The sequence below is a fragment of the Stenotrophomonas sp. genome, assembly GCF_032056425.1.
Lineage (GTDB): Bacteria > Pseudomonadota > Gammaproteobacteria > Xanthomonadales > Xanthomonadaceae > Stenotrophomonas.
Genome location: NZ_DAMBCN010000027.1, coordinates 27,916 through 52,731, shown reverse-complemented (window position 1 = coordinate 52,731; position 24,816 = coordinate 27,916). Strand labels below are relative to the sequence as shown.

The following is a 24,816-nucleotide window of genomic DNA, read 5'->3' as shown; positions in this document are numbered from 1 at the left end:
GACGTGGCAACGGTCAGAACTTGTAGCGCAGGCCGACCAGGTACTCGCGCCCGGTCTGGGTGTAGGTCAGCGGCAGTTTCCAGGCCGTGGTGCCCACCCATTCATTGCTGGTTTCGTTGGTCAGGTTGATCGCTTCCAGGCTGATTTCCAGCTGGTCATCGATCTTCCAGCTGATCGAGGCATCCACCGTGTCCACCGCATCCATGCCGTGGAAGCTGAAGCCCTGCACGCTGGCCGGTACCTGCGTGTAGTAGCCATCGCGGTGGGTGTAGGACACGCGCGCACCCAGCTTCTCGCCTTCGTAGAACAGCGTGCTGTTGTACGAATTCTTCGACAGTCCGGTCAGGTCTGTCTTCAGCGATGCCGCACCGGTGGAGGTGAGGTACTGGATCTGCGAATCCACCCAGGTGTAGTTCAGCTGCAGGCCCAGGTTGCTCCAGCGCCCGGGCAGGAAGCTGAAGGGCTGTACGTAGTTGAACTCGGCGCCCTTCAGGTCACCGCCCGGGGTGTTCAACGGGCGGGTGAAGGTGAAGTCCTCGTTGGGCGATACGCCGGTGCCATCCAGCAGGCTGGCCGGCAGGCCGCTGGCGGTGAACGGCATGACCGTGCTGGTGCCCTGCACGAAACTTTCGATGTCCTTGTGGAACAGCGCCAGGCCCAGCAGGCCGCCTTCCTGGAAGTACCATTCCACGCCCAGGTCCAGCGTGCGTGCGCGGATCGGGTCCAGGTTGGGGTTGCCGCCGTTCACGTAGCGGTGGCCGCTGGACAGGCTGAGGGTGGTGCCCGGCGTAAGCGATGACAGCCCCGGCCGCGCCATCACCTTGGCCGCACCGAAGCGCAGCATCACGTCGGGGCCCAGCTCGGCCACCAGGTTCAGCGAGGGCAGCGTATCGGTGTAGTCGCGCGAGACATGGGTCAGCACCATCGCCCCGTCCACGGTGGAATAGCCGGTGGACGACTGGGTGGTCTTCACCCGGCGCACGCCCACGTTGCCCGACACCGGCACGCTGCCGATATCGAAGCCGAACTCACCCATCAGCCAGGCACCGCGGTCTCGCTCTTCCACGCTGCGCCGCGTCGCATTGCGTTCGTACAGCTGGTAGATGCCCTGCCGGCTGTAGATGCCCAGCAGCTGCGACAGCGCGGCAAGATCGGGCACCGCCCAGGCTTCGGGCGCACCGGCCACGCCGCCCAGGCGCGCGATGTCCACCATCGCTGCCGGCACGGTGTAGCTGCCATCGGCGAAGGCCGGCACCACCGTCTCGCTCTGCCGGCGGTACTCGCTGGTGTCGAACTGGTAATCCTTGGCCAGCAGACCGCCCTTCAGGGTGAACGACGGCCCGAAGTTCCAGCTGAAATCCAGCGCGGCGGTGTCGAAGGTATTGGTGGCGTACTGCGGGCGCAGGCGCACTTCGGCCAGGGTCCAGCCACTGGCGTCGGTGGGATCGATGCCGTAGTTGAAGGTCGGGTGGGTGACGCTGTCGCGGAAATCGTAGCTGTAGCCGGCCACGTTGGCCTTGTCCATGATCAGCGTGGTCTGCACCGGGTTGGCATGCTTCGAACTGGAATGCCCGGCCAGCAGGTTGATCTTGAACGCATCGCTGAAACGGTGTTCGCCGCTGAGCGAGACTTGCTTGAACTCGGTGGCCCATTCGTCGCGGCGCTGCTCCGAGCGCACGCCGGCGCCGTCGAACACGCCGTACAGCAGCGCACCGGAGGTGGGATCGATGTAGCCATCGCGCAGCAGCATGTTCTGCTTCTGCGCCGAGTAGGCGAACGAGATCGCTTCGATGTACTTCTCGCTGCGCACGGTATCGATCTTCGAATACAGCGCGTCCAACGCGAACTCGGTATTGTCGGTCGGCTTCCACTGCAGCGCGGCGGTCACGCCCAGGCGCTTCTGGTCGTGCTCCAACAGCGTGTAGCGCGGGAAATACGGGTGCCACACGCCATCGGCCAGGCCGGCGGTGAACGGCGACGCCGGATTGAAGCCGCCATTGCTGCTGGCGCTGTACCAGCGCCCGGTGTTGCTGCCCTCTTCGCGCACCTGGCGCTCGGAATAGGCCACCGACAGCAAGCCGCCGAAGCGGCCATCGGCCCAGGTATCGGCAATCAGCGCGGCCGCGCGCGGGCTGGCCTTGTTCGACAGATCGTTGAAGCTGCCCTGCCCGCTGGCGGCAAAGGTGAAGCCGTCATAGTCGAACGGGCGCGCCGTGCGCAGGTCCACCGTGGCGCCCAGCGAGCCCTCTTCCACGTCGGCCGAGGCGGTCTTGCGCACGATCAGCTGCGAAAACAGGTCCGAGGCGAACACATTGAAGTCGAAGCCGCGGCTGCGGTTGGTGCCACCGGACTGGTCCGAGCCACCGACGGTGGTCAGTGCTTCCAGGCCGTTGATGCGCACGCGGGTGAAATCCGGGCCCAGCCCACGCACGGAAATATTGCGGCCTTCGCCGGCGTCGCGGGTGATGGTCACGCCGGGAATGCGCTGCAGCGATTCGGCCAGGTTCAGGTCGGGGAAGTTGGCGATGTCTTCGGCCACGATCGCGTCGACCATGCCCTTTTCAGAGCGCTTGATGTCCAACGCCTTTTCCACGCTGGCCCGATAGCCGGTCACGGTCACGGCATCCAGGTCGGTGGGGTTGCCGCCGCTGTCCTGGGCGGCGGCCGGGCCGGCCAGGGCCAGCAGCACGGCGCTGGCCAGCGCGCTGGCGGCGAAGGTAACCGGTGTCTTTTTGCGATTCAGCCTGTGCGTCATGAAAATCCCTTGCAATCACTGCTACTGGCGGTCGTAGGTGCGCATCAGTCGATGACACCGGGGGACAGGCAACGTAACAGTGTCATCCGGCTGAAACATCGTGCGGCGCAGCACGGCGCCACACCCAGCCAGGGGATATCAGGCGGTATGGGTGGCCGGCGGCGCCGGCGGGGGCAGCGCGCGCGGTGGGCGCGTGGCCCACCAGCACAGCAGGGAACCGGCAGTCACGCAGGCCACGCCGCGCACGAAGCCCATGCCCGGCTGCAGCGACAGCCACAGGCTGCTCCACAGCACCGACAGCACCGGCGCGAAGTAGGAAAAGATCGCCATCGAGGTGACGTTGCCGTGCTGCAGGCCATGGTTCCAGCAGCCATAGGCGGTGGCGGTCAGCAGGCCGAACACCGCCACCTGGGCCAACCCACCCCAGTGCAGGTGCAGCGGCGGCGCATCGCCCAGCAGGTACTTCAGCCACAGCACCACAGCGGTGGCGGCCATGAACAGCGGTACCGCATTGCGGGTGCCGCCGATGCGCTTGGTCACCAGCGAATAGGTGGCCCACATGCAGGCCGCGCCCAGTGCCAGCGCATAGGCCAACGGGTTGCTGCGCAGGTTGTCCCACAGCACCGCCGGCGACCAGGCGCCCTCGCCGGTCACCACCATCACCACGCCCAACAGGCACAGCACCGTGGCCGGCAGCAGCAGCCAGTTGCCGCGCTGCAGGCGGGTCAGCACCGTCAGCAGCACGGTCAGGCAGGGCCACAGGTAATTGATCATCACCAGTTCCAGCGCCTGCCCACGGTGGTGGGCCAGGCCGATGGACAGCGACAGCGACGCCTCGGTGCCGATGAACAGCGCGCCGCCCAGCAGCAGGTAGCGGCGCGGCAGCTGCGAAGGCCGCGGCATGCCCAGCATCAACGCGGAAAAGAACGCGGCGGCAGTGAAGATCAGTGCGGCGCCACCGGTGGCACCGAAGATCTCGCTGATCGTGCGCAGCATGCCCAGCGTGGGGCTCCACAGCAGCACGGCACTGGCGCCGATCAGGGTAGGAAGGTGGGGGGACGCAGAAGCGCGCAGCGCGCGGAAGCCGTACATGGGGGCGACGACAACAAGGGCAGTTCGGTTGAAAGGCACGCGCCCGCCTGCGCCCGGCCCCGACAACGGAACAGGCAGACAGCGGAACAGGTGAGTCCTGGGAAGTACGCTGGTCCGTAGCGACGTCCCCGGAATGCCCCGGCACTGTGCGTTGCAGGGGAATACGGCAGGAGGCGGGTTACAGCAGACGACTGGCCGAAGCGGATTGTACGCCTTCGATGTTGCGCCGCAATAGAGCCCTGTTCAGGCGCTACGCGGCGCGGTCACGGCGGAAGCGTGGCAGCCCGCGCAGGCGCTCCACCAGCCACTGTGCCGCGCCCGACAGCGGCCACTCCGCGCGGTGGATCAGCCACAGCGTATCGCGCACCGGATCGCCACATTCCACCGTGTCGATCAACGCCGCCTGCGCGAACGATTCGCGTGCATGGCGCGGAATGACCGTGAAGCCCAGGCCGCGCGACACCGGCTCCAGGATCAGCGCGACCTGGTTGGTGAAACCGTGCACCGGCAGCGTGCCCACCCCGGGGTTGCCCGGGAAACGCCGCGACAGCAGGCGCGTAGCCATCGCTCGTCCATCGGGGTGGTCGATGAAGCCCAGCCGCTGCAGATCCGCCCAGTCTTCGGCCTGCGCACCGGCAGGCACCACCAGTTCCAGCACTTCCTCGGTGAAGGCCGAGGCGGCCACGCGCGGGTCGTCCGGTTTCAGCGTCACCAGGCCCAGTTCGTACTGTTTGTTCACCACCGCCTGCAGCGCTTCCGGGTCGGGAGCGAAGCGGTGGCGGATCATCAGCCCCGGGTGGTTGCGCTGGTAGTCCAGCAGGATGGGATAAAGCGCCAGGCCCACGCTGCCGGGGCTGATCAGGCTGACCTCGCCCTGGTCTGAAACCGTCTGCGACAGGCTCGCCCGCAAGCGCCCCTGCGCGCGCTCCATGTCCTGGATGAAGGCCAGCAAGGCGTTGCCCGCCGGGGTCAGTTCGATCTGCCGCGGCCGGCGGATCAACAGCGGCCCCAGTTCGTCTTCCAGGTGGCGCACGTGTTGGCTCACCGCGGCCTGGGTCAGGCCGAGGTGCTGGGCCGCACGGGTGAAGCTGCCTTGGGCAACCACGGCGGCGAACGAGCGGAGCCACTGCGGATTATGCATAACCAGATTTTATCCATGGGATAAGTCGCCATTAGACCACCTATGGGCACGGGCCACCTACGCTTGTACAGCCCCCTTTCCCTCCCTGCGCGACTCCCCCATGAAAATGAACGCTATTCACTGGCCCGACGGCTACCTGCCGGGCCTGACCGACAATTTTGTCTCCAATGAGGTCATCGTCGCCGGCCTGACCGCGGCCGACATCTGGCCGCTGCTGGCCACCCCGGCGCACTGGCCGACCTACTACGCCAACGCGGCCAACGTGCGCTTCCACGATGGCCGTGGCCCGGTGCTGGCAGCCGGTGACCACTTCTATTTCGAAACCTTCGGCTTCCCGGTCGAAGCCCGCTGCACCGAATACAGTGCGCCCACCGCCGGCGCGCCGGGCCGGGTGGCGTGGCACGGCTGGGCCGGCGAGGAAGGCGCCGCCAACCGGCTGGATGTCCACCATGCCTGGCTGGTGGAAGACCTGGACGCTGGACGCGTGCGCATCCTCACCCAGGAAACCCAGAACGGCGCACCGGCCAAGGCGCTGCAGGCGGCCAAGCCCAACCCGATGATCAACGGCCACCAGGACTGGCTGGACGGCCTGGTCGGCGCCGCCCGCGCCCTTCCGCCGCGCTGATCCCATCGCTCCCCGCCCGTTCGCTGCACCCCGCTACCGAGATCTTCATGACCGCTCTGTTCAGTCCCTTCACCCTGAAGGACATCACGCTCCGCAACCGCATCGCCATTCCGCCCATGTGCCAGTACTCGGCGCACGAGGGCTATCTCAGCCAATGGCACACCCCCCATTACGCCGGCATGGCGCGGGGTGGCGCCGGTCTGGTCATCGTCGAAGCCACCGCCGTTTCCGCTGAAGGCCGCATCACCCCCGGCTGTGCCGGGCTGTGGGAAGACGGCCAGATCGAAGGCATGGCGCAGGTTGCCGCGGCGATCAAGGCCGCCGGCGCGGTGCCCGGCATCCAGATCGGCCACGCCGGGCGCAAGGCCAGCGCCAACCTGCCGTGGGAAGGCGACGACCACATTGCCGAGGGCGACCGCCGTGGCTGGCCGACACTGGCGCCGTCGGCGCTGGCCTTCGGTGGCGGGCTGGGCAAGGTGCCGCAGGCGATGACGCTGGACGACATCGCGCGCGTGCAGGCCGATTTCGTAGCCGCCGCCCAACGCGCGCTTGCCGCAGGTTTCCAGTGGCTGGAACTGCACTTCGCCCATGGCTATCTGGCACAGAGCTTCTTCTCGCCGGTGGCCAACCAGCGTACCGATGCCTACGGCGGCAGCGCTGAAAACCGCGGCCGCTTCCTGCGCGAAACCCTGGCCGCCGTGCGCCGCGTGTGGCCCGAACACCTGCCGCTGACCGCGCGCTTCGGCGTTGTGGAATACGACGGCAACGATGAGCGCTTCTACGACGAAGCCGCGCAGCTGGTGCGGGACATGCGCGATGGCGGGCTGGATCTGATCGACGCCAGCATCGGCTTTTCCACCGCCGCCAGTCGCGCGCCGTGGGGCCCGGGCTTCTTCGTTCCGGTGGCGGCACGCCTGAAGCGCGATGTGCAGATGCCGGTGGCCGCAAGCTGGTGCATCGACGATCCGCATATGGCCGAAAAGGCCGTGGCCGAGGGCAGCATGGACCTGGTGCTGATCGCCCGTGCGCACCTGGCCAACCCGCACTACCCCTACCAATTGGCGCTGGCACTGGGCGAACAGAACCCGGCCGGCGTGCTGCCGCCGCCCTACGCCTACTGGCTGTCGCGCTACCGCGGCCCCGGCAAGGGCGCCGCGCAGTAACGGCGCAGCACCGGCGCCGTTGTCAGCCGCTGCCGTGGAACTGCAGCCCCACCCCGGGCAGCGTCTGGATGTAACGCGGTGCGGCGGCGCTGTCGCCGATCTTCGGCCGCAGGCGTGCCAGCAGGATGCGGATGTAGTGCGCATCGCGGTTGTGGGTGGGCCCCCATATGCCGGTCAGGATGACCGGCTGGGTCACCACCCGCCCGGCGTTGCGGGCCAGCAGCAGAAGCAGCGCGTACTCCTTGCGCGACAACGCAAGGGGGCTGCCCTGGAAGGTGACCACGTGGGTCTGGTCGTCAATGCACAGGCAACCATCGTCGAAGCGGAACGGCTCATCGCCACTGCGGCTGGCCGAGCGCAGCAGCACCCGGATGCGCGCCATCAGTTCATCAATGCCGAACGGCTTGGTGACGTAGTCATGTGCACCGCCATCGAGCGCGGCCACTTTCTCGCGCTCGCCGGCGCGGGCCGTGAGCATGATCACCGGCGCCGGTGAAAACGCCCGCAGCTGGGCCAGCACCGCGTGCCCGTCCATGTCGGGCAGACCGACATCCAGCACCACGATATCCACGCTGCAGCTGCGGGCCACGTCCAGCCCGCCCTGCCCGTTCTCGGCCAGCAGCACCGTATAGCCCTGCGCACGCAGGCTGATCTGCAGGAAGCGACGGATATGCGGCTCATCATCGATGACCAGCACGTTGATGCCCGATTCCACGGCGGCAATCTGCGTCACATCCGGTTCCTCACGCCGCCGTGGGGCGCAGCATCGGCAGGGTGATGCGGATGACCGTGCCCACCCCATCCGGCCCGGCAAACGCTTCAACCGATCCGCCATGCGCGCCGATCATGCCCTGCGCGATGGTCAGGCCCAGCCCGGTGCCCTTGCGGTTCCGGTCGCCACGCTCGACGCTGTAGAACATGTCGAAGATGCGCTTGCGCTCGTCCTCGGGAATGCCGGGGCCACGATCGCGCACGTCGATCTGCAGGGTGCCGCCGAGCAGGCGTGCCGACACATCCACCGCCGCGCCCGGCGGTGAGAACCTGGCGGCGTTTTCCAGCACGTTGAACAGCCCCTGTTCGACCAGCGCCGGATGCACCCAGATAGGCGGCACGTCCGCGGCGATGGCCACATCCAGCGTGACCCCCGGCTGGTACCGGCGCAGACGCCCGGCGGCCGATCCGATCAGCTCATCCACGCCCACCCAGTCCCGGTTCAACGTCAGCCCATCGTGGCCCAGCCGGGTCATGTCCAGCAGATTCTGGATGTAACGGTCGAGCCGGTCGCCCTCCTCCAGAATGGTGTCGAGCAGGTTGGCCTTGTCCTCAGCCGACAAGGCATCGGGATAGCTGACCAGGCTGCTGGCCGAACCAATCATCGACGCCAGCGGCGAGCGCAGGTCGTGCGACACCGACGACAGCAGCGCCGAGCGCAGGCGCTCGGTCTCATTGCTGACCCGCGCGCTTTCCAGATCGGCCACCAGCCGGGTGCGCATGATGGCCTGGGTCACGTCGTCGATCATCGCTTCGGCCAGGCGGCGTTGTTCGGGCGCCAGGCGCCCCGCGTCCTCGCCCCAGCGCAGCCCCGCCACGCCCACCACGGTGCGGTTGGCCAGCAGCGGAACGAACCACCACGGCGAGGCGGCCAGCGTATCGGTGAAGCGCCCGGCCTGCTGGCGGTGCGCCAACGACCAGTCCGCCGCCGCCCGATCGGTGGCCTGCAGTACGGTGCCGGGCGACTGCTCGGTGCGATCGGCAGACTGGATCCAGACCGACACCCCCAGGCTGCGTTCCATTGCAATGCGCCCCACGTGCAGCACCTGGCCCAGATCGGCGGCGCTGCTCAGGCCGCGCCCCAGTCGCTCCATCATCGTGGCCTGCGCATTGACCGCGCGCAGCGCCAGGATCTGTGCGCGCAGGCGCGTGGCCAGGCTGCCACACACCAGTGCCGCCACCAGGAAGATGACCACCGTGGCCACGCCGCGGTTGGCGCTGATGCTGAAGGTGAAGGTGGGTTCGATAAAGAAGAAGTTGTAGCTGAAGAAGCACAGCGCCGCGGTGCCAACCACGCCCAGCATGCTAGTGCGGGTGGCCACCAGGATCACCGCCACGATGAACACCATCGACATATCGTCAATGCCGAGCCAGCGTTGCGCCATCCACGCGGCCACGATGGCGCCCACCGTCGCCAGCAGCGCGGCACTCAGGTCGTGCCGCAGCAGCGAGCGGTCCGGAATACGCAGGCGGCGGCGCGCACGCGCACGCGCTCCGGGCGAGCTGATGATGACCAGTTCGTAATGTGCGCCGCGCTGCAGCAGCTGCTGGGTCAGCGTACGATTGACCATGCGCGCCAGCGGCCGCTCGCGGGTGCGGCCCACGATCAGCGTGGATGCACCGCAGCGTTCGGCGTGGTCCAGCAGTGCGTCGGCCACGTGGGTACCATGCACCACCTCCGCCTCCGCGCCCAGGCTGCGGGCCAGCGCGAACGCGCGGTCCAGCTCGGCCTGGCGTGCCGCCTCCACCGGCTTGCCCGACTGCACGGTCACCACCGTCCAGGGCGCATCACGGCGCTGGGCGATCCTGCGCCCCGCGCGCACCATGTATTCCGATGCGCCCATGCCATCGATGGCGATCAGCACCCGGTTGCGCAGAGCGATGCCGGGCAGGCCACGCGCGATCTGCGATTCACGCAGGTCCTCTTCCACATGATCGGCGGCGGTCTGCATGGCCAGTTCGCGCAGCGCGGCCAGGTTGGACGGCGAGAAGAACGCCTGCAGCGCATGGGTCGCCTGTTCGGGCAGGTAGACCTTGCCCTGGTTCAGGCGTTCGATCAGTTCGCGCGCGGGCAGGTCGACCAGACGGATATCGCGCAGGCGGTCGAACACCGCATCGGGCACCGTCTCGCTGACACGGACGCCGGTGATGCGATGGACGACATCGTTCAAGCTTTCCAGGTGCTGGATGTTGACCGTGGTGTAGACATCGATGCCCGCATCCAGCAGATCGATCACATCCTGCCAGCGGCGCTCATGGCGGCTGCCCGGCACGTTGCGATGGGCCAGTTCATCGATCAACGCCACCTGCGGGCGGCGCGCCAGGATCGCATCGACATCCAGTTCCTGCAGCTTCCGCCCCTGGTAGTCGATCCGCCTGCGCGGAATCAGTTCCAGCCCGTCCACCAGCGCAGCGGTTTCGGATCGGCCGTGGGTTTCGACGATCCCCACCACCAGGTCGATGCCCTGGCGGCGCAGTTCGCGTGCGCGCGACAGCATGGCGTAAGTCTTGCCCACGCCGGGCGCGGCGCCCAGGAACACGGTGAGGTGGCCGCTGTTCTGGCGACGGAGTTCTCCGGCCAGGGCATCGGCCTTGGCGCTGCGGTCTTCGTTCATGGCCCGCTTCCATCAGGGTGGCGCACGCCCCCGTGCGTGCACAGGGGCGGCAGGATACGCGCGTGTCGCGCTCAGTGCCTGGACGGTGCCGGTGCCACCTGGTCCAACGCCAGGTTCAGCTCCAGCACGTTCACGTGCGGCGCGCCGTAGAGGCCGAAGCGCATGTCCTCGGTGTGCTCGGCCAGCAGCGCCTGCACGTCGGCGACCTGCATGCCACGCGCTGTGGCCACGCGCTGCACCTGGATCTGCGCGGCCTGCGGCGAGATATGCGGATCGATACCGCCACCGGACTGGGTCACCAGATCGCTGGGCACGGCCTCCGGCGCCACGCCGTCGCGTGCAGCGACCGCCGCGCGGGCCTCGTCCACCCGTTTGCGCAGGTCTGGATTGGTGCGCGCCTGGTTGCTGCCGGCCAGCGCCATCACGTCGTACGACGCCGCCGACGGGCGCGACTGGAAGTAGCGGTCATCGGCAAACGGCTGCGCCACCAGCGACGAGCCGACCACCTTGCCGTCGCGCTCGATCAGGCTGCCACTGGCGGCGGCGGGAAACATCAGTTTTCCCAGGTGGGTGGCCGCCAGCGAGTAGACGAACCCGAAGCCCAGCAGTGAAACGATCGCCAGGCCGATGGAAGCGCGCCAGACGCCGCTGCGGGTAGCGGTGGATCGGGACGGAGCGTGTTCAATGGTGTTGTTCATGGCAGGTCCTCAGGCGCCGGACACGGCGGCCAGCGCCATGTCGATCAGTTTGATGGCCGGGAACGGCAGCAACACGCCGCCCAGGCCGTATACCAGCACATTGCGGCGCAGCAGCGCGGTGGCGCTGGCGGCACGGAAGCGCACACCGCGCAGGGCCAGCGGAATCAGGATCGGAATGATGATCGCGTTGAAGATCAGCGCGGCCACCACGGCGTTGGTCGGGCTGGACAGGTGCATTACGTTCAGCGCGGCCATCGACGGCAGGGCGGCGAACATCGCCGGCAGGATGGCGAAGTATTTGGACACGTCGTTGGCCAGCGAGAACGTGGTCAGCGCGCCGCGGGTGATCAACTGCTGCTTGCCTACTTCCACCACCTGCAGAAGCTTGGCCGGATCCGAATCCAGATCGACCATGTTGCCGGCTTCCTTGGCGGCCTGCGTACCCGAATTCATCGCCAGGCCGACGTCGGCCTGCGCCAGCGCCGGTGCGTCGTTGGTACCGTCGCCCACCATCGCCACCAGTCGCCCCGAAGCCTGTTCCTGGCGGATGCGGGCCAGCTTGTCTTCCGGGCGCGCCTCGGCGATGTAGTCGTCCACGCCGGCTTCGGCGGCGATGGCCGCAGCGGTCAGCGGGTTGTCGCCGGTGATCATCACCGTCTTGATGCCCATCGCACGCAACTGCGCGAACTTTTCCTTGATGCCGTGCTTGACCACGTCGGACAGTTCGATCACCCCCAGCAGGTGGCGACCATCGGCCACCACCAGCGGCGTCGCGCCATTGCGGGCCACCTGTTCCACGCGCGCGGACAGTTCCGGCGACGGTTCCGAGCCCAGCGACTGCGCGTACTTCACCATGGCGTCGATGGCGCCCTTGCGGATCGCACGCACCTGCCCATCGGCCAGGCTCAGGTCGACACCGGACATGCGGGTGTGTGCGCTGAACGGCACGAAGTGCGCGTTGGCCGGCTCTTCGATGGGCGTGTTCGGCTGGCGGGCCAGCTTCACGATCGACTTGCCTTCCGGGGTCGGGTCGGCCAGCGAGGACAGCAGCGCTGCTTCGCGCAGGCGCTGCATGTCCACGCCCGCCAGCGGATGGAACGCCGTGGCCTGGCGATCGCCGTGGGTGATGGTGCCGGTCTTGTCCAGCAGCAGCACGTCCACGTCACCGGCCACTTCCACTGCCTTGCCCGATTTGGCCAGCACGTTGGACGACAGCGCGCGGTTCATGCCGGCGATGCCGATGGCCGGCAGCAGGCCACCGATGGTGGTCGGGATCAGGCAGACCAGCAACGCGACCAGCAGCAGCGGGTCCAGCGAAATGCCGACGAAGCCGGCGATGGACGGCAGGGTCAGCACCACGATCAGGAAGGTGAGCGTCATCGTGATCAGCAACAGGCCCAGCGCGATCTCGTTGGGGGTCTTCTGCCGATTGGCACCCTCCACCAGCGAGATCATGCGGTCCAGGAAACTGTTGCCCGGTTCGGCGGTCACCCGCACCACGATCTCGTCGGACAGCACCTTGGTGCCACCGATCACGCCGGAGCGGTCGGTACCGGCCTCACGCAGCACCGGTGCCGATTCGCCGGTCACCGCCGATTCGTTGATGGTGGCCAGGCCACGGATGATCTCGCCATCGGCGGGCACGATCTCGCCTGCTGACACCACCACCAGATCGTCCGGGCGCAGTTCGGCGGCCGGCACCGAGACCGCGCTGCCGGGCTTGGCCGCATCGCTGATCCTGCGCGCCACCAGATCCTTGCGTGCACGGCGCAGCGAGGCGGCCTGGCCGCGACCGCGCGCTTCGGCCACCGCCTCGGCGAAGTTGGCGAACAGCACGGTGACCAGCAGCAGTGCAGTGACCGCCCAACCGGTGCCGGTGGCGGCCTTGCCGGCGATGGTCAGGCCCGCGGTGAGCAGGGTGCCCAGCCACACCACGGCCATCACCGGGTTGCGGAAGGCATGGCCAGGCGACAGCTTGGCGAAGGACGCAATGACGGCGGCCTTGAACCCGGCGGCATCAAGCAGCGCCGGGCGACCGGGGCGTTGCCCCGCATGCATGGACGTATCAGTCATTGGGAAATCCTCAGAAGGCCTTGAGCGCCAAGTGATCGGCGATGGGGCCCAGCACCAGAACCGGCATGAACTGAAGCAGGGTCAGGATGACGACCACCGCGATCAGGGTGAGAGCGAACGTCGGCGTTTCCACGTGCAGCGTGCCCGGGCTTTCCGGAACGGCACGCTTGCGCGCCAACATCGCCGAGATGACCAGGGGGATGATCAGTGCCGGGTAGCGGCCCAGCGCCAGCACCACCGCACAGGTCAGGTTCCACCAGTAGGTGGCATCGCCCAGCCCTTCGAAACCGGAGCCGTTGTTGGCAAAGGCCGAGGTGAATTCATAGAACACCTGGCTGATGCCGTGGAAGGACGGGTTGGAGTTGCCGGTCAGGCTGGGCACGGCCAGGGTGATGGCAGTAAGGGTAAGCAGCACCAACGGCTGCAGCAGCACCAGCACGGCCAGCAGCTTCACCTCGGGCGCCTCGATCTTGCGACCGAACAGTTCCGGGGTGCGGCCGGTCATCAGGCCAGCCAGGAACACGCTCAGCAGCAGGTAGACGATGAACTGCTGCAGGCCGCAGCCGATGCCACCCCAGATGGAATTGACCAGCATGTTGCTGATCGTGACCAGGCCGGTAAGCGGCGACAGCGAATCGTGCATCGCGTTCACCGAACCGTTGGAGGTCTGCGTGGTCAGTGCCGCCCACAGCGCGGATGCATCGGCGCCGAAGCGCACTTCCTTGCCCTCCATCAGCGCACTGTTCGTGCTGGTGGACGAGAGCGATTCAGACCACAGGGCCACACCGGTGGAGACCAGCGACATCGCCAGCATGGTGCCCACCACCAGGGCGGTGAAGCGGCGGCGCCCGGTGAAGGCGCTGACCATGAAGGCGATGCTGACCGGAATCAGGATCAGGGCCAGGGTTTCCAGCAGGTTGGAAATCGCAGTCGGGTTTTCCAGCGGCACCGCGCTGTTGGGGCCATACCAGCCACCACCATTGGTACCCAGCTGCTTGGCCGCCACCATCGAGGCCACCGGCCCCAACGGAATCTTCTGCTCGGCCATGCCCGCAGACGCGTCGATGGGCGTAGCCACCGGACCGCCATCGAACGTGGACGGCACGCCCTGCCAGGTCAGCAGCAGCGACCACAGCAGGCACAGCGGCAGCATCAGGCGCACCGCCGGACGGATGACATCGGCCCAGTAGTTGCCCAGGTCGGCTTCGCCATCGTTTGCAACGACCGACGGCGCGCGATCGTTGCCCGCAGCGGCCAGCACATCGCGCCTGCGCCCGCCAAACAGGCCGCGCAGCGTCGCCACCACCAGGGCCAGGCCCATCATCGGGGTAATCACCTGCAGGCCGACGATGCCGGTCATCTGCGCGAAGTAGGACAACTGCGCCTGGCCGGAATAGTGCTGCTGGTTGGTGTTGGTCAGGAACGAGACCATGGTGTGCAGCGCCAGGTCCCAGCGCATGTTCGGCGCATTGTTGGGGTTCAGCGGCAACCAGGCCTGGGTCATGAAGATGGCCAGGGTCAGCAGGGCCAGTACCAGGTTGCTGACCAGGAGCGCCGTAACGTACTGCTTCCAGCCCATACCCTGGCCAGGCGCAACGCCCAGGATGCGATAGAGCGGCCGTTCGATCAGGCCAAACACGCGGTCACCCCACATGGGTTGGCCACGCATCACCGCCGCCAGATAGCGGCCGATGGGCCAGCCCAGCAGCAGGGCCAGCGCAATTACGGAAAGGAACTCGAACATGGGATGTCCCACCTTGTTGTGGTCGGATCGCCGTGCGTGCGAGGGCGCACGCCAGCGATGCCGGACTCAGTTCAGAACGACGCCTGCAGCGCGGCTTCGACGCGCGAACCTGCCAGATCGGGGAAGATGCGCTTGGCCACCGAATCGGTGGCATGCGCGGTCACGCGCAGTTCGAACGGCGCCTTGAAGGCCCAGATGCCGCTCAGCTGGCCGTGCGTGTAGCTGTCGTTGTAGGCGTCTTCCAGCCAGTAATGGCCCACGGCGGCCTCGAAGCGGACGCTGTCGCTGACCGGCAGACGTGTACCCAGCTGCGCATACACGCCGCGCTCATCGGTGGCCAGGGCGTCCGGCGAATACGCCACCTGCAGCCAGTAGTTCTGCTTCCAGGTCACGGTGCTGTTCAACTCAGTCCAGTTCAGATCCACCGTGGTGGACGGGTACCGGTAATGGGTCAGGTTGACGTCCAGCGCCCAATCGTCGGACACGCCACCGGACCAGCCGGCAATGAAATCCAGCTCGCTGCTGGCATGGGTGTCCGGCGCGAATTCGACATTGGAACCCCACACCGACGCATACCAACCCGACTCGGCGCTGGCCTTGAAGCCGGCCTGCACGGCCGCATCGCCCTGGGTCTGGCTGGAACCGCGCCACACGTAATCATTGGCAATGGCGGCCGAGCCGGACACGCTGGCCGCATGGCTGCTGAAGGCCGCACCGGCGAACAGAACCAGACCGGCCAGGCTACGGGTGGCAATGACCTGGGCACTGATGGGCTGGCCCGGGAAGATATGCAGAGACATGGAATGACAACTCACAGGATGGCTGTTCAGCCGATGCGAAATTGTCGAATCGATGCCTGTAAAAAGCCCATTCCCGCGCTGATACGCCGCGTAAAATCCGCATAAATTTTTCACACCTGGCAGGGGGCGGTGCAGCGCCCAGCAGCGCATTACGCAGATTTTATGCCCGGCACGGAAAAGGCGGCTGGCGATTTTACGCAGCCCACCGCGACCATGGCATCACCGCACCGCAGGGTGTGAAACCAGAACCGCCATGACCGTGATCGTGATTCGCCACGCAACCCCCAGCAGTGTGCCGCCGAGCCTGCCCATGCAGTTGGGCAACCACCCCGTGGTGTGCAGGGACTGCAGTGGCGTGGAAGAGATTCGCCAGTGTCTGTGCCAGATCGACGCCCAGCCCCGCGACTGGGTGGTGCTGGAACTGGGCACCGTGGACGAGCAGCAGTGGTGCGAACAGGCCGCCGCGCTGGGCCACGCGCTGGACCAGTTGCCGGCGCAGTACATCGAAGTCCAGGCCACCTGCGAACTGGACCTGCAATCGCGGCTGCGCCTGCAGCACGCGCCCGCGGCCGTGGTGGTCGACCATCGCGACGCGCAGGGCGGCTACCCGCTCTCGCTGGGCATCATCCGCCACCGTCTGGCCATGGAGGCCTGAGCCATGTCGATCTTCATCATTCGCGGCCCGGAAGCCAGTGGTCGCCTGATCCGCACCGCTGCACCGCTGCCCAGCCCGGTATTGAAGGCCCTGGTGGAGCGCGCCATCGACGCCGGCACCACCCTCGCCATCCGCGCGTGCGGTTCCGAACAGGAACTGCTGGACGCACTGCGCGTGGCCGACCACAGCCGCGGCGAGATCACCCTGCTCGACCCCGGTGCGTGCGCCGACAGCGCCCGGTTGCAGCGCCTGCTGCCGCATCTGCATAACGCCTATGTGGAAGTGCACGACGATGGCGCGCAGCGCGAGACCTGCATTCCGGCCGGTGCGGGGCGCCGGCTGGCAGTGGCCAGTGGCTACGGTGCGCAGAGCTACGCGTTGGGGCTGGAGATCGCGCTGGAACACCTGGGGCTGGCCGAAGACAGCAACCGCTTCCACGTGGGCACGTGAGCTGCAACCGCTTCGATGCGCCCATCGGGCCGGACGTATCGCAGCGGACCTGGCGCGGGCGAACTGCTGCCACGCTGTGATGCAGCAGGAGCCCTGCGGGTCGATCTAATGGGCGCAGCAGGCGTTGTAGATCTCTGCCGAGGCGGACCTGGCCGATGCCTGCTGCTGCACGGAAAGGTCCGTTTGCAGCGACACCATGAACGCAGCATCGAACGTGCCCGGTTTCATCCTGTTCGCCGCAAGCGCATAGGCATAGGACATCTCACTGCTGCGCTGGACGAAGACACCCTTCGCGTAGGCATTCGACAGCCGCACCATCGCATCGAGGTTTCCCGTTGCCGCGACCTGTTCCAGGTACGACCGGGCCGTGTCTTTCCATTCCAGCGTTTTTTCCGGATTGGCCAGTCGCTGCGAAGACGGGCCCAGCACCGATGTGACATCCACTGCATACATCAGCTGGGCCTCGATCGAGCCTTGGTGCGCGGCCATTTCCAGCCAGTGCTCGTTCCAGAGGGCAGCATTGCCTGCAAGCAAAGTGCATTCTGCGAGCTTGCGCTCCGAAGTGCTCAACTCCCGCGGATCCACCCCGCCCTGCACCTCCAGCGCGAGCGCCGTGTCGGCGTCACCGCTGATGTAGTTCTGGCAATCGCGGACAGCGAGGTAGATCTCGAACGTGGCACTGAAATCACCCGCGCGAGCGCGCTGCACGCGGCTGTGCACGAACGCGAGCGCGTCGCCGGGCGGACGGGCCGCACCCAGCCTGATGATCTGATAGACGCCAGGCCCGACGGACTGGAAGACCTGGGGATCGATCCCGCGCCTGGCCTGTTCGTAGCGGGTGAGGCGTGCCGATGCCGGCAGTACAGCGTCATCAGACGCGGCGCGGGCGGTCGTTCGGGGCGGCGCGGCCGGTGGCTCGATGTGGTCACGTGTACTGAACATCACCAGTGCGCAGAGTGCCGCTGCCAGCAGTGCCACGGCGCCAGCCAGCATCCACCTGCGTTGCGCCCGTGCAGCCCTGCTTCCCTTCATTCCTTGACCACCACTCGATAAATGCAAATCGTTCGCAACAAAGCTACGCGTGCGTGGACGATGACGCAACGGTGTTCGCGCCGTCTGTAGCGTCGAGCCATGCTCGACGGACCGTCGGCAATCGGTGTCGCAATCGGCAGGTAGACGCTGCCGATGGCCAGCCGCTGCAGCGCAAGGGCCGCAGCACCGGCCAGTGCATGGCGCTGGCGCGCATCAATCGCGCCAACGCAGGGCTGACGCTGCTGCTGGAACGGCTGCACGCCAGCGAGCGCGTGCGCGTGGATGGCGACGAAGCGCAGCAGGTTGGCAACGATGTGCGCGAAGGCCTGCTTCTGGCGTGCCGTGGCCTGGCCGAATATGTGGATGTGCAGGTGCACGCGGCCTGAGGCATTCCGCCGGGCATGGCCCGGCGCTACCGATGCGGGCCGGGCCGCCGTGCGCGGCGGCCACAGCCCTTCCGGCTTATTCCACCGTAACGCTCTTGGCCAGGTTGCGCGGCTTGTCCACGTCCGTGCCGCGTGCCAGCGCGGTGTGGTAGGCCAGCAGCTGCACCGGAATAGTGTGCACCACCGGGCTCAGCACGCCGGCATGGCGCGGGGTGCGGATCACGTGCACGCCTTCGGACTCGTTGAAGTTGCTGTCCTGGTCGGCGAACACGAACAGCTCGCCACCACGCGCGCGCACTTCCTGCATGTTCGACTTCACCTTTTCCAGCAGGCTGTCGTTGGGCGCGATCACCACCACCGGCATGTCTTCGTCCACCAGCGCCAGCGGGCCGTGCTTCAGCTCACCGGCCGGGTAGGCCTCGGCATGGATGTAGGTGATTTCCTTCAGCTTGAGCGCGCCTTCCAGTGCGATCGGGTAATGCAGGCCACGGCCCAGGAACAGCGCGCTGCTCTTGCGCGCGAAGCGCTCGGCCCAGGCCGCAATCTGCGGTTCCATGTTCAGGGCGTGCTGCACGCTGCCCGGCAGGAAGCGCAGCTGCTCCAGGTATTCGGCTTCCTGTGCTGCATCCACCCGGCCGTGCAGCTTGCCCAGCACCACGGTCAGCTGGAACAGCGCGGCCAGCTGCGTGGTGAAGGCCTTGGTGGAGGCCACGCCGATCTCGGCGCCAGCACGCGTGTAGCAGACCAGTTCGCTGGCGCGCGGAATCGCGCTTTCCGGCACGTTGCAGATCGACAGCGTGTGGGTGTGGCCCAGCGACTTGGCGTACTTCAGTGCTTCCATCGTATCCAGCGTTTCGCCGGACTGGGAAATGGTCACGATCAGGTGCTTGGGATTGGCATACGCGGCGCGGTAGCGGTACTCGCTGGCGATTTCCACGCTGCACGGCAGGCCGGCGATGGATTCGATCCAGTAACGCGCGGTCAGACCCGAGTAGTAGCTGGTACCGCAGGCCAGGATCTGCACGCCTTCAATGCCGGCCAGCACGGTTTCGGCATTCTTGCCGAACAGCTCGGCCGGGAAACCACCGGCGTCGATCGCCGCTTCGATGGTGTCACCCAGCGCGCGCGGCTGCTCGTGGATTTCCTTCTGCATGAAGTGGCGGTACGGGCCCAGTTCCAGCGAGGCCAGCGATACGTCGGACAGGTGGGTATCGCGCTGCACCGGCTGGTCGTGTTCGTCGAACACCTGCACGCCATCACGGCGGATATCGGCGGTGTCGCCCTCTTCCAGGAAGATGACCTTGCGCGTGGCCGAGATCACGGCCGAGACATCGGACGCGACGAAGTTTTCGCCCTCGCCCAGGCCCACCAGCAGCGGGCAGCCCATGCGCGCGCAGACGAAGTGGTCCGGCTCGGCGCGGCTGACCACGGCCAGGGCGTAGGCGCCGGTCAGTTCCTTCACCGTGCGCTGCAGCGCGCCCAACAGACTGTCGCCGCCCTTCAGGTGGTGGTGCATCAGGTGCGCGATCACTTCGGTGTCGGTCTGCGACTCGAAGGTGTAGCCCAGCGCGCGCAGCTTCTCGCGCTGCTCTTCGTGGTTTTCGATGATGCCGTTGTGCACCAGCGCCACGCCGTGGCTGATGTGCGGGTGCGCATTGGCCTCGGTCACCCCGCCATGGGTGGCCCAGCGGGTGTGGCCGATGCCCAGGCTGGCGTTGAAGCCTTCGGCCTCGGCGGCGTTGGCCATTTCCGAAACGCGGCCGGTACGCCGCACGCGGCGCACGTCCTCGCGCTCGCCCTGGTCGATTACCGCAATACCAGAGGAATCGTAACCGCGGTATTCCAGTCGTTTCAGTCCTTCGATCAGCACCGGCACCACATCGCGATCAGCGATCGCACCTACGATTCCACACATGTCGCGTTTCCTTGAAGACGGTGTCGGCATTCTAGCGTGGGTGCCTGCCCTCCCCCGCCTGTCCGCTTAACGAAAGTGTCCGCCACAGTGTCCGCGGACACCCGGACACCGATCCCGCATCGCTAAATCATTGATTCATAAAATCAAAAAGTTGGCACGCGACGTGCTTGGTACTGTCTACCACCGACAGGCACGTACCCGATGATCCGCGACACCTCTGCCCAGGACCAGATCGTTTCCCCCGCCCCGGCCGGCACCTCGCGCTCGGGCGCCGCCCTGCGCCGTTACCGCTGGCCGGTGCTGGGCGGGCTCGCCCTGCTGGCCGCCATCGGCTGGGCGGTGCATGCCTGGTCCAATGCCAGCCGCTCTTTCGACAGCAGCCGGGTGCGCATTGCCGAAGTGCAGCGCGGCGACCTGGTGCGCGACATCGCCGCCGACGGCCGCGTCATCGCCGCCAACAGCCCCACTCTGTACGCCATCTCGGCCGGTACCGTGGACCTGAAGGTGGTGGCCGGTGACGTGGTGAAGAAGGGCCAGGAGCTGGCGAACATCGACAGCCCGGAACTGCGCAGCAAGCTGGCCCAGGAACAGGCCACCCTGGCCGGCCTGGAGGCGGAGGCCAGCCGCGCCGCGCTGGATGCCACCCTGGCCCGCGCCAAGTCCCGCAAGGAAACCGACCAGGCCAACATCGAACGGCAGGCCGCCGACCGCGACCTGCAGCGCTACCAGCGTGGCTACGACGGCGGCGCAGTGCCGCAGATCGACCTGGCCAAGGCCCAGGACACCCTGAAGAAGGCCGACATCACCCTGGCCAACGCCACTACCGACGCCCGCCTGCAGAGCCAGGGCGCCGACCTGGATGCGCGCAACAAGCGCCTGCTGGCCGACCGCCAGAAGGCCGTGGTGGCCGAAGTGCAGCGCCAGGTGGACGCACTGACCCTGCGCGCCCCGTTCGACGGCCAGGTGGGCCAGGTGCAGGCCACCCAGGCCACCAACCTGGCGGCCAACGCGCCAGTGCTGGGCGTGGTCGACCTGTCCAGGTTCGAAGTGGAGATCAAGGTGCCGGAAAGCTTCGCCCGTGACCTGGCCATCGGCATGCCGGCGCAGCTGACCGGTGGCAACGGCAAGCCGTTCGCCGGTGAGATCAGCGCGGTGTCACCGGAGGTGGTGAACGGTGAAGTGAACGCCCGCGTGCGCTTCGCCGCCGCCCAGCCCGAAGGCCTGCGCCAGAGCCAGCGCATGTCGGTGCGCGTGCTGCTGGATACCCGCCGGAACGTGATGAAAGTCGAGCGTGGCCCGTTCGTGGAACAGGGCAACGGCGTGGCCTACGTGATGGACGGCCGCACTGCGGTGCGCCGGCCGGTGGAACTGGGCGTCAGCAGCCTGGGCGAAGTGGAAATCAAATCGGGTGTGCAGCCGGGTGACCGCATCGTGGTCTCCGGCAGCGACCTGTTCAAGGACGCCGAACGCGTCTCCGTCAACTGACACATCCTGGAGAGAGGACATCCCATGCACATGCTTGAAATGCGTTCGGTCGCCAAGGTCTTCCGCACCGAACAGGTGGAAACCCACGCACTGCGCTCGCTGGAACTGCAGGTGAAGGAGGGCGAGTTCGTGGCCGTCACCGGCCCGTCCGGCTCCGGCAAGACCACCTTCCTCAACATCGCTGGCCTGCTGGAAACCTTCACCAGCGGCACCTACCTGCTGGACGGCCAGGACGTGAGCACGCTGGGCGATGATGCGCGCAGCCGCCTGCGCAACCAGAAGATCGGCTTCATCTTCCAGGGCTTCAACCTGATTCCCGACCTGAACCTGTTCGACAACGTGGATGTGCCGCTGCGCTACCGCAAAATGAGCGCCAACGAGCGCCGCGAGCGCATCGAGAAGGCGCTGACCCAGGTCGGCCTGGGCTCGCGCATGAAGCACTACCCCAACGAACTGTCCGGCGGCCAGCAGCAGCGCGCGGCCATTGCCCGCGCCCTGGCCGGCAGCCCGCGCCTGCTGCTGGCCGACGAACCAACCGGCAACCTGGACACGCAGATGGCACGCGGGGTGATGGAGCTGCTGGAAGAGATCAACGCCGCCGGCACCACCATTGTCATGGTCACCCATGACCCGGAACTGGCCGCGCGCGCGCAGCGCAACGTGCACATCGTCGACGGCCAGGTGACCGACCTGGTGCGTGAGCCCGTGCTGGCCACCCCGCGCCGCATCGTCGCCGTGAACGAGTGAGGGCCTGACCATGTTTGCCTACTACGCCCGCCTGGCGGCGCGCAGCTTCCGCCGCAACAAGGTACTGACCGCGCTGATGGTGGTGGCCATCGCGCTGGGCATCGGTGCCTCGATGACCACCCTGACTGTTTTCCACGTGCTTTCCGGCGATCCGATCCCGGACAAGAGCGATCGCCTGTTCTACGTGCAGCTGGACCCTGGCCAGCGCGGTGGCTACGTGCCCGGCGAAGAACCCAACCCGCAGATGACCCGCTTCGACGGTGAGGCACTGCTGCGCGAGGCCAAGGCCGAACGTCAGGCGTTGATGAGCGCCGGCGGCGGCACCATCGAACCGGACAACAGCACGCTGCAGCCGTTCTCGATCGATACGCGTTGGACCTCGGCCGATTTCTTCCCGATGTTCAACGTGCCCATGCAGTACGGTCGCCCCTGGACCCGCCAGGACGATGACGCCCGCGCGCGCGTGGTGGTCATTTCCAAGGCGCTGAACGACAAGCTGTACCAGGGCGGCAACAGCGTGGGCAAGGACATCCGCATGGATGGCCAGAGCTTCCGCATCGTTGGCGTCATGAAGGAATGGAATCCCGAACCGCAGTTCTTCGACCTCACCACCGGCACCTATGGCAAGGATGAAGACCTGCTGCTGCCGGTCAGCACCTCCTTCGAGATGAAGCTGGGAAGCAGCGGCAACATGAACTGCTTCGGCGAAAACCCGGACGGCAACAGCTACTCGTTGAACGCACCCTGCACCTGGCTGCAGTACTGGGTCGAGGTCGACCCGGCCAAGGCCGACGACTATCGCCGCTACCTGGAAAACTACTCCAGCCAGCAGCGTGAGGCCGGCCGCTTCCAGCGCCCGCCGAACGTGCGCCTGCGCAACGTGATGGAGTGGCTGGACTTCAACGGTGCAGTGCCCAGCGATGTGCGCCTGCAGCTGTGGCTGGCACTGGGCTTCCTCGGCGTGTGCCTGGTCAACACGGTGGGCCTGTTGCTGGCCAAGTTCCTGCGCCGCAGCGGAGAGATCGGCGTGCGTCGCGCGCTGGGCGCCAGCCGCGGCCAGATCTTCCTGCAGTGCCTGGTGGAAGCCGGTGCGGTGGGCGTGGTGGGTGGCGTGCTTGGCATCGGCGTGGCGTTGCTCGGCCTGTTCGCCGTGCGCCAGCAGCCGGTGGACTACGCCAAGCTGGCCCACCTGGACGGCAGCATGCTGCTGCTGGCCATCGGCCTGACCCTGTTTGCCAGCCTTGCCGCCGGTTTCCTGCCCGCCTGGCGCGCGATGCAGGTGACCCCGGCCATCCAGCTCAAGTCGCAGTAAGCACCGGAACGAGGACTCCCATGGACATCCGCCCCATCCTCAGCACCCTGCGCCGGCACAAGACCGCTGCCGCGTTGATCGTGCTGGAAGTCGCCCTGACCTGCGCCATCGTCTGCAACGCGCTGTTCCTGGTCAGCCAGCGCGTGGAAAAGATCAGCATGCCCAGCGGCATCGCCGAGAACGAACTGGTAATGGTGCGCGTCAGCGGCATCGGCAAGCAGACCAACGCTCAGGCCCGCACCCGCGAAGACCTGGCTGCACTGCGCGCCATTCCCGGCGTCACCAGCGCCACCATCATCAACCAGGTTCCGTTCCGCGGCGGCTCGTCCAGCAGCAGCATCCAGCGCCAGCAGGACCAGGAACAGCCGACCACCGAAGCGTCCATGTACACGATGTCCGAAGATGGCATCCGCACGATGGGCATCAATGTGATCGCCGGGCGCGACTTCCAGCCCGACGAATACCGGGACTATGACGTGGTCAGCAAGGCCGGTTCGCAGGACAAGGCGATCCCGGTGATCTTCACCCAGGCCACCGCCGCGAAGATGGAACCCAATGGCAACGCGCTGGGCAAGACCTACTACATGGGCAAGCAGCCGCTGCATGTGATCGGCATCGTCGATACCCTCACCACGCCAACCGGCTGGGGCAACAACTGGTCCGAATCGATGCTGCTGCCACTGCGCCGCGGCTTCGATGAAGGCGGCACCTACATGCTGCGCACCGCACCCGAACGCCGAGACGAGGTGCTGAAGGCCGCGGTGGCTGCACTGAACCGCAACGATGCCAACCGCTTGATGCGCGAAAAGCTGACCTATGAAGAACAGCGCCAGAAGTACTTCAGCAACGACCGCGCCATGGTCGGCCTGCTGGTGACGGTGTGCGTGGCGCTGCTGGTGGTCACGGCCCTGGGCATCGTCGGCCTGGCCAGCTTCTGGGTGCAGCAGCGCAGCAAGCAGATCGGCATCCGCCGTGCGCTGGGTGCCACCCGCGGGCAGATCCTGCGCTACTTCCAGACCGAGAACTTCCTGCTGGCCACCCTGGGCATCGTACTGGGCATGCTGGCCGCCTATGCCATCAACCTGGCCCTGATGAACATGTACGAGCTGCCGCGCATGCCCCTGCTGTACCTGCCGCTGGGCGCGCTGCTGCTGTGGGTGCTGGGCCAGATCGCGGTGTTCGGGCCGGCCCGGCGCGCCGCTGCGGTGCCCCCCGCTGTGGCCACCCGCGGGACCTGAGCGGCCGGCCGTTGCGGCGTCGTGACTTTGGCTATATTGGGAAGGTGACGGTAGCGCCGGGCCATGCCCGGCGGCTTTACTGCACCCTCGTCCGCCGGGCATGGCCCGGCGCTACCCCT

Annotated in this window: 20 protein-coding genes; 9 read left to right on the top strand and 11 right to left on the bottom strand. The window is 67.0% G+C overall.

Annotated features, from left to right (window positions below; genetic code table 11):
- Nucleotides 1–13: 13 nt before the first annotated feature.
- From RTY46_RS16330 to RTY46_RS16320, 3 genes are all read right to left on the bottom strand, one after another.
- Nucleotides 14–2,755 carry a TonB-dependent receptor gene (locus RTY46_RS16330; RefSeq protein WP_312709692.1) on the bottom strand — a complete coding sequence of 914 codons (2,742 nt, stop codon included), beginning with the start codon at nucleotides 2,753–2,755 and terminating at the stop codon, nucleotides 14–16.
- A gap of 138 nt (nucleotides 2,756–2,893) precedes the next feature.
- Complete coding sequence (gene yddG / locus RTY46_RS16325; RefSeq protein ID WP_312709690.1) at nucleotides 2,894–3,886, bottom strand: aromatic amino acid DMT transporter YddG; 993 nt, start codon at nucleotides 3,884–3,886, stop codon at nucleotides 2,894–2,896.
- Between the two features lie 211 nt (nucleotides 3,887–4,097).
- Nucleotides 4,098–4,988, bottom strand: coding sequence for a LysR family transcriptional regulator (locus RTY46_RS16320; protein WP_312709688.1), 891 nt, complete (start codon nucleotides 4,986–4,988; stop codon nucleotides 4,098–4,100).
- 100 nt (nucleotides 4,989–5,088) lie between these two features.
- Between RTY46_RS16320 and RTY46_RS16315 the strand changes: the two genes are divergently transcribed.
- Together RTY46_RS16315 and RTY46_RS16310 are read left to right on the top strand one after the other, a co-directional pair.
- Nucleotides 5,089–5,613 (top strand): SRPBCC domain-containing protein, encoded by a 525-nt coding sequence (locus RTY46_RS16315; protein WP_312709686.1) that lies wholly within the window; start codon nucleotides 5,089–5,091, stop codon nucleotides 5,611–5,613.
- A gap of 47 nt (nucleotides 5,614–5,660) precedes the next feature.
- A complete protein-coding gene (locus RTY46_RS16310) occupies nucleotides 5,661–6,776 on the top strand; it encodes an NADH:flavin oxidoreductase/NADH oxidase (RefSeq protein WP_312709683.1) in 1,116 nt (371 codons plus the stop codon).
- 22 nt (nucleotides 6,777–6,798) lie between these two features.
- Here the strand turns inward: RTY46_RS16310 and RTY46_RS16305 are convergent, their stop codons facing one another.
- The 6 genes from RTY46_RS16305 to RTY46_RS16280 all read right to left on the bottom strand — a co-directional run bounded on the left by RTY46_RS16305 (nucleotide 6,799) and on the right by RTY46_RS16280 (nucleotide 15,477).
- Nucleotides 6,799–7,509 carry a response regulator transcription factor gene (locus tag RTY46_RS16305; RefSeq protein ID WP_234412688.1) on the bottom strand — a complete coding sequence of 237 codons (711 nt, stop codon included), beginning with the start codon at nucleotides 7,507–7,509 and terminating at the stop codon, nucleotides 6,799–6,801.
- 10 nt (nucleotides 7,510–7,519) lie between these two features.
- Entirely contained in the window at nucleotides 7,520–10,162 is a 2,643-nt protein-coding gene (locus RTY46_RS16300; protein ID WP_312709681.1) for a sensor histidine kinase KdpD, read from the bottom strand.
- A gap of 71 nt (nucleotides 10,163–10,233) precedes the next feature.
- Entirely contained in the window at nucleotides 10,234–10,860 is a 627-nt protein-coding gene (gene kdpC, locus RTY46_RS16295) for a potassium-transporting ATPase subunit KdpC (protein WP_312709680.1), read from the bottom strand.
- Between the two features lie 9 nt (nucleotides 10,861–10,869).
- Nucleotides 10,870–12,918 (bottom strand): potassium-transporting ATPase subunit KdpB, encoded by a 2,049-nt coding sequence (gene kdpB, locus RTY46_RS16290; RefSeq protein WP_312709716.1) that lies wholly within the window; start codon nucleotides 12,916–12,918, stop codon nucleotides 10,870–10,872.
- Between the two features lie 25 nt (nucleotides 12,919–12,943).
- Nucleotides 12,944–14,677: a potassium-transporting ATPase subunit KdpA gene (gene kdpA / locus RTY46_RS16285; RefSeq protein ID WP_312709678.1), complete on the bottom strand. Its 1,734-nt coding sequence runs from the start codon at nucleotides 14,675–14,677 to the stop codon at nucleotides 12,944–12,946.
- 71 nt (nucleotides 14,678–14,748) lie between these two features.
- Entirely contained in the window at nucleotides 14,749–15,477 is a 729-nt protein-coding gene (locus tag RTY46_RS16280; protein WP_312709677.1) for a TorF family putative porin, read from the bottom strand.
- A gap of 253 nt (nucleotides 15,478–15,730) precedes the next feature.
- On the opposite strand from RTY46_RS16280, the gene RTY46_RS16275 reads away from it, so the two are divergent.
- Both RTY46_RS16275 and RTY46_RS16270 read left to right on the top strand, forming a co-directional pair.
- Complete coding sequence (locus RTY46_RS16275; RefSeq protein ID WP_312709676.1) at nucleotides 15,731–16,132, top strand: hypothetical protein; 402 nt, start codon at nucleotides 15,731–15,733, stop codon at nucleotides 16,130–16,132.
- Nucleotides 16,133–16,135: 3 nt separating this feature from the next.
- The gene (locus RTY46_RS16270; RefSeq protein WP_312709675.1) at nucleotides 16,136–16,582 is read left to right on the top strand and encodes a 3-dehydroquinate dehydratase; all 447 of its coding nucleotides are present in this window, start codon (nucleotides 16,136–16,138) and stop codon (nucleotides 16,580–16,582) included.
- A gap of 105 nt (nucleotides 16,583–16,687) precedes the next feature.
- Here RTY46_RS16270 and RTY46_RS16265 read toward each other — a convergent pair whose 3' ends face one another.
- A complete protein-coding gene (locus tag RTY46_RS16265; protein WP_312709673.1) occupies nucleotides 16,688–17,560 on the bottom strand; it encodes a hypothetical protein in 873 nt (290 codons plus the stop codon).
- 107 nt (nucleotides 17,561–17,667) lie between these two features.
- Between RTY46_RS16265 and RTY46_RS16260 the strand changes: the two genes are divergently transcribed.
- Complete coding sequence (locus RTY46_RS16260; RefSeq protein ID WP_312709672.1) at nucleotides 17,668–18,000, top strand: hypothetical protein; 333 nt, start codon at nucleotides 17,668–17,670, stop codon at nucleotides 17,998–18,000.
- A gap of 76 nt (nucleotides 18,001–18,076) precedes the next feature.
- Here RTY46_RS16260 and glmS read toward each other — a convergent pair whose 3' ends face one another.
- Complete coding sequence (gene glmS, locus RTY46_RS16255) at nucleotides 18,077–19,915, bottom strand: glutamine--fructose-6-phosphate transaminase (isomerizing) (protein ID WP_312709671.1); 1,839 nt, start codon at nucleotides 19,913–19,915, stop codon at nucleotides 18,077–18,079.
- 201 nt (nucleotides 19,916–20,116) lie between these two features.
- Here glmS and RTY46_RS16250 point away from each other — a divergent pair, with 201 nt between their 5' ends.
- From RTY46_RS16250 to RTY46_RS16235, 4 genes are read left to right on the top strand one after another with little or no spacing between them, the layout of a single operon-like run.
- Entirely contained in the window at nucleotides 20,117–21,400 is a 1,284-nt protein-coding gene (locus RTY46_RS16250) for an efflux RND transporter periplasmic adaptor subunit (protein ID WP_312709670.1), read from the top strand.
- A 24-nt stretch (nucleotides 21,401–21,424) separates the two neighbouring features.
- Nucleotides 21,425–22,147 (top strand): ABC transporter ATP-binding protein, encoded by a 723-nt coding sequence (locus RTY46_RS16245; RefSeq protein WP_312709669.1) that lies wholly within the window; start codon nucleotides 21,425–21,427, stop codon nucleotides 22,145–22,147.
- A gap of 10 nt (nucleotides 22,148–22,157) precedes the next feature.
- Entirely contained in the window at nucleotides 22,158–23,459 is a 1,302-nt protein-coding gene (locus tag RTY46_RS16240; protein WP_312709667.1) for an ABC transporter permease, read from the top strand.
- A 20-nt stretch (nucleotides 23,460–23,479) separates the two neighbouring features.
- Nucleotides 23,480–24,697, top strand: coding sequence for an FtsX-like permease family protein (locus RTY46_RS16235; protein ID WP_312709665.1), 1,218 nt, complete (start codon nucleotides 23,480–23,482; stop codon nucleotides 24,695–24,697).
- Nucleotides 24,698–24,816: the final 119 nt, after the last annotated feature.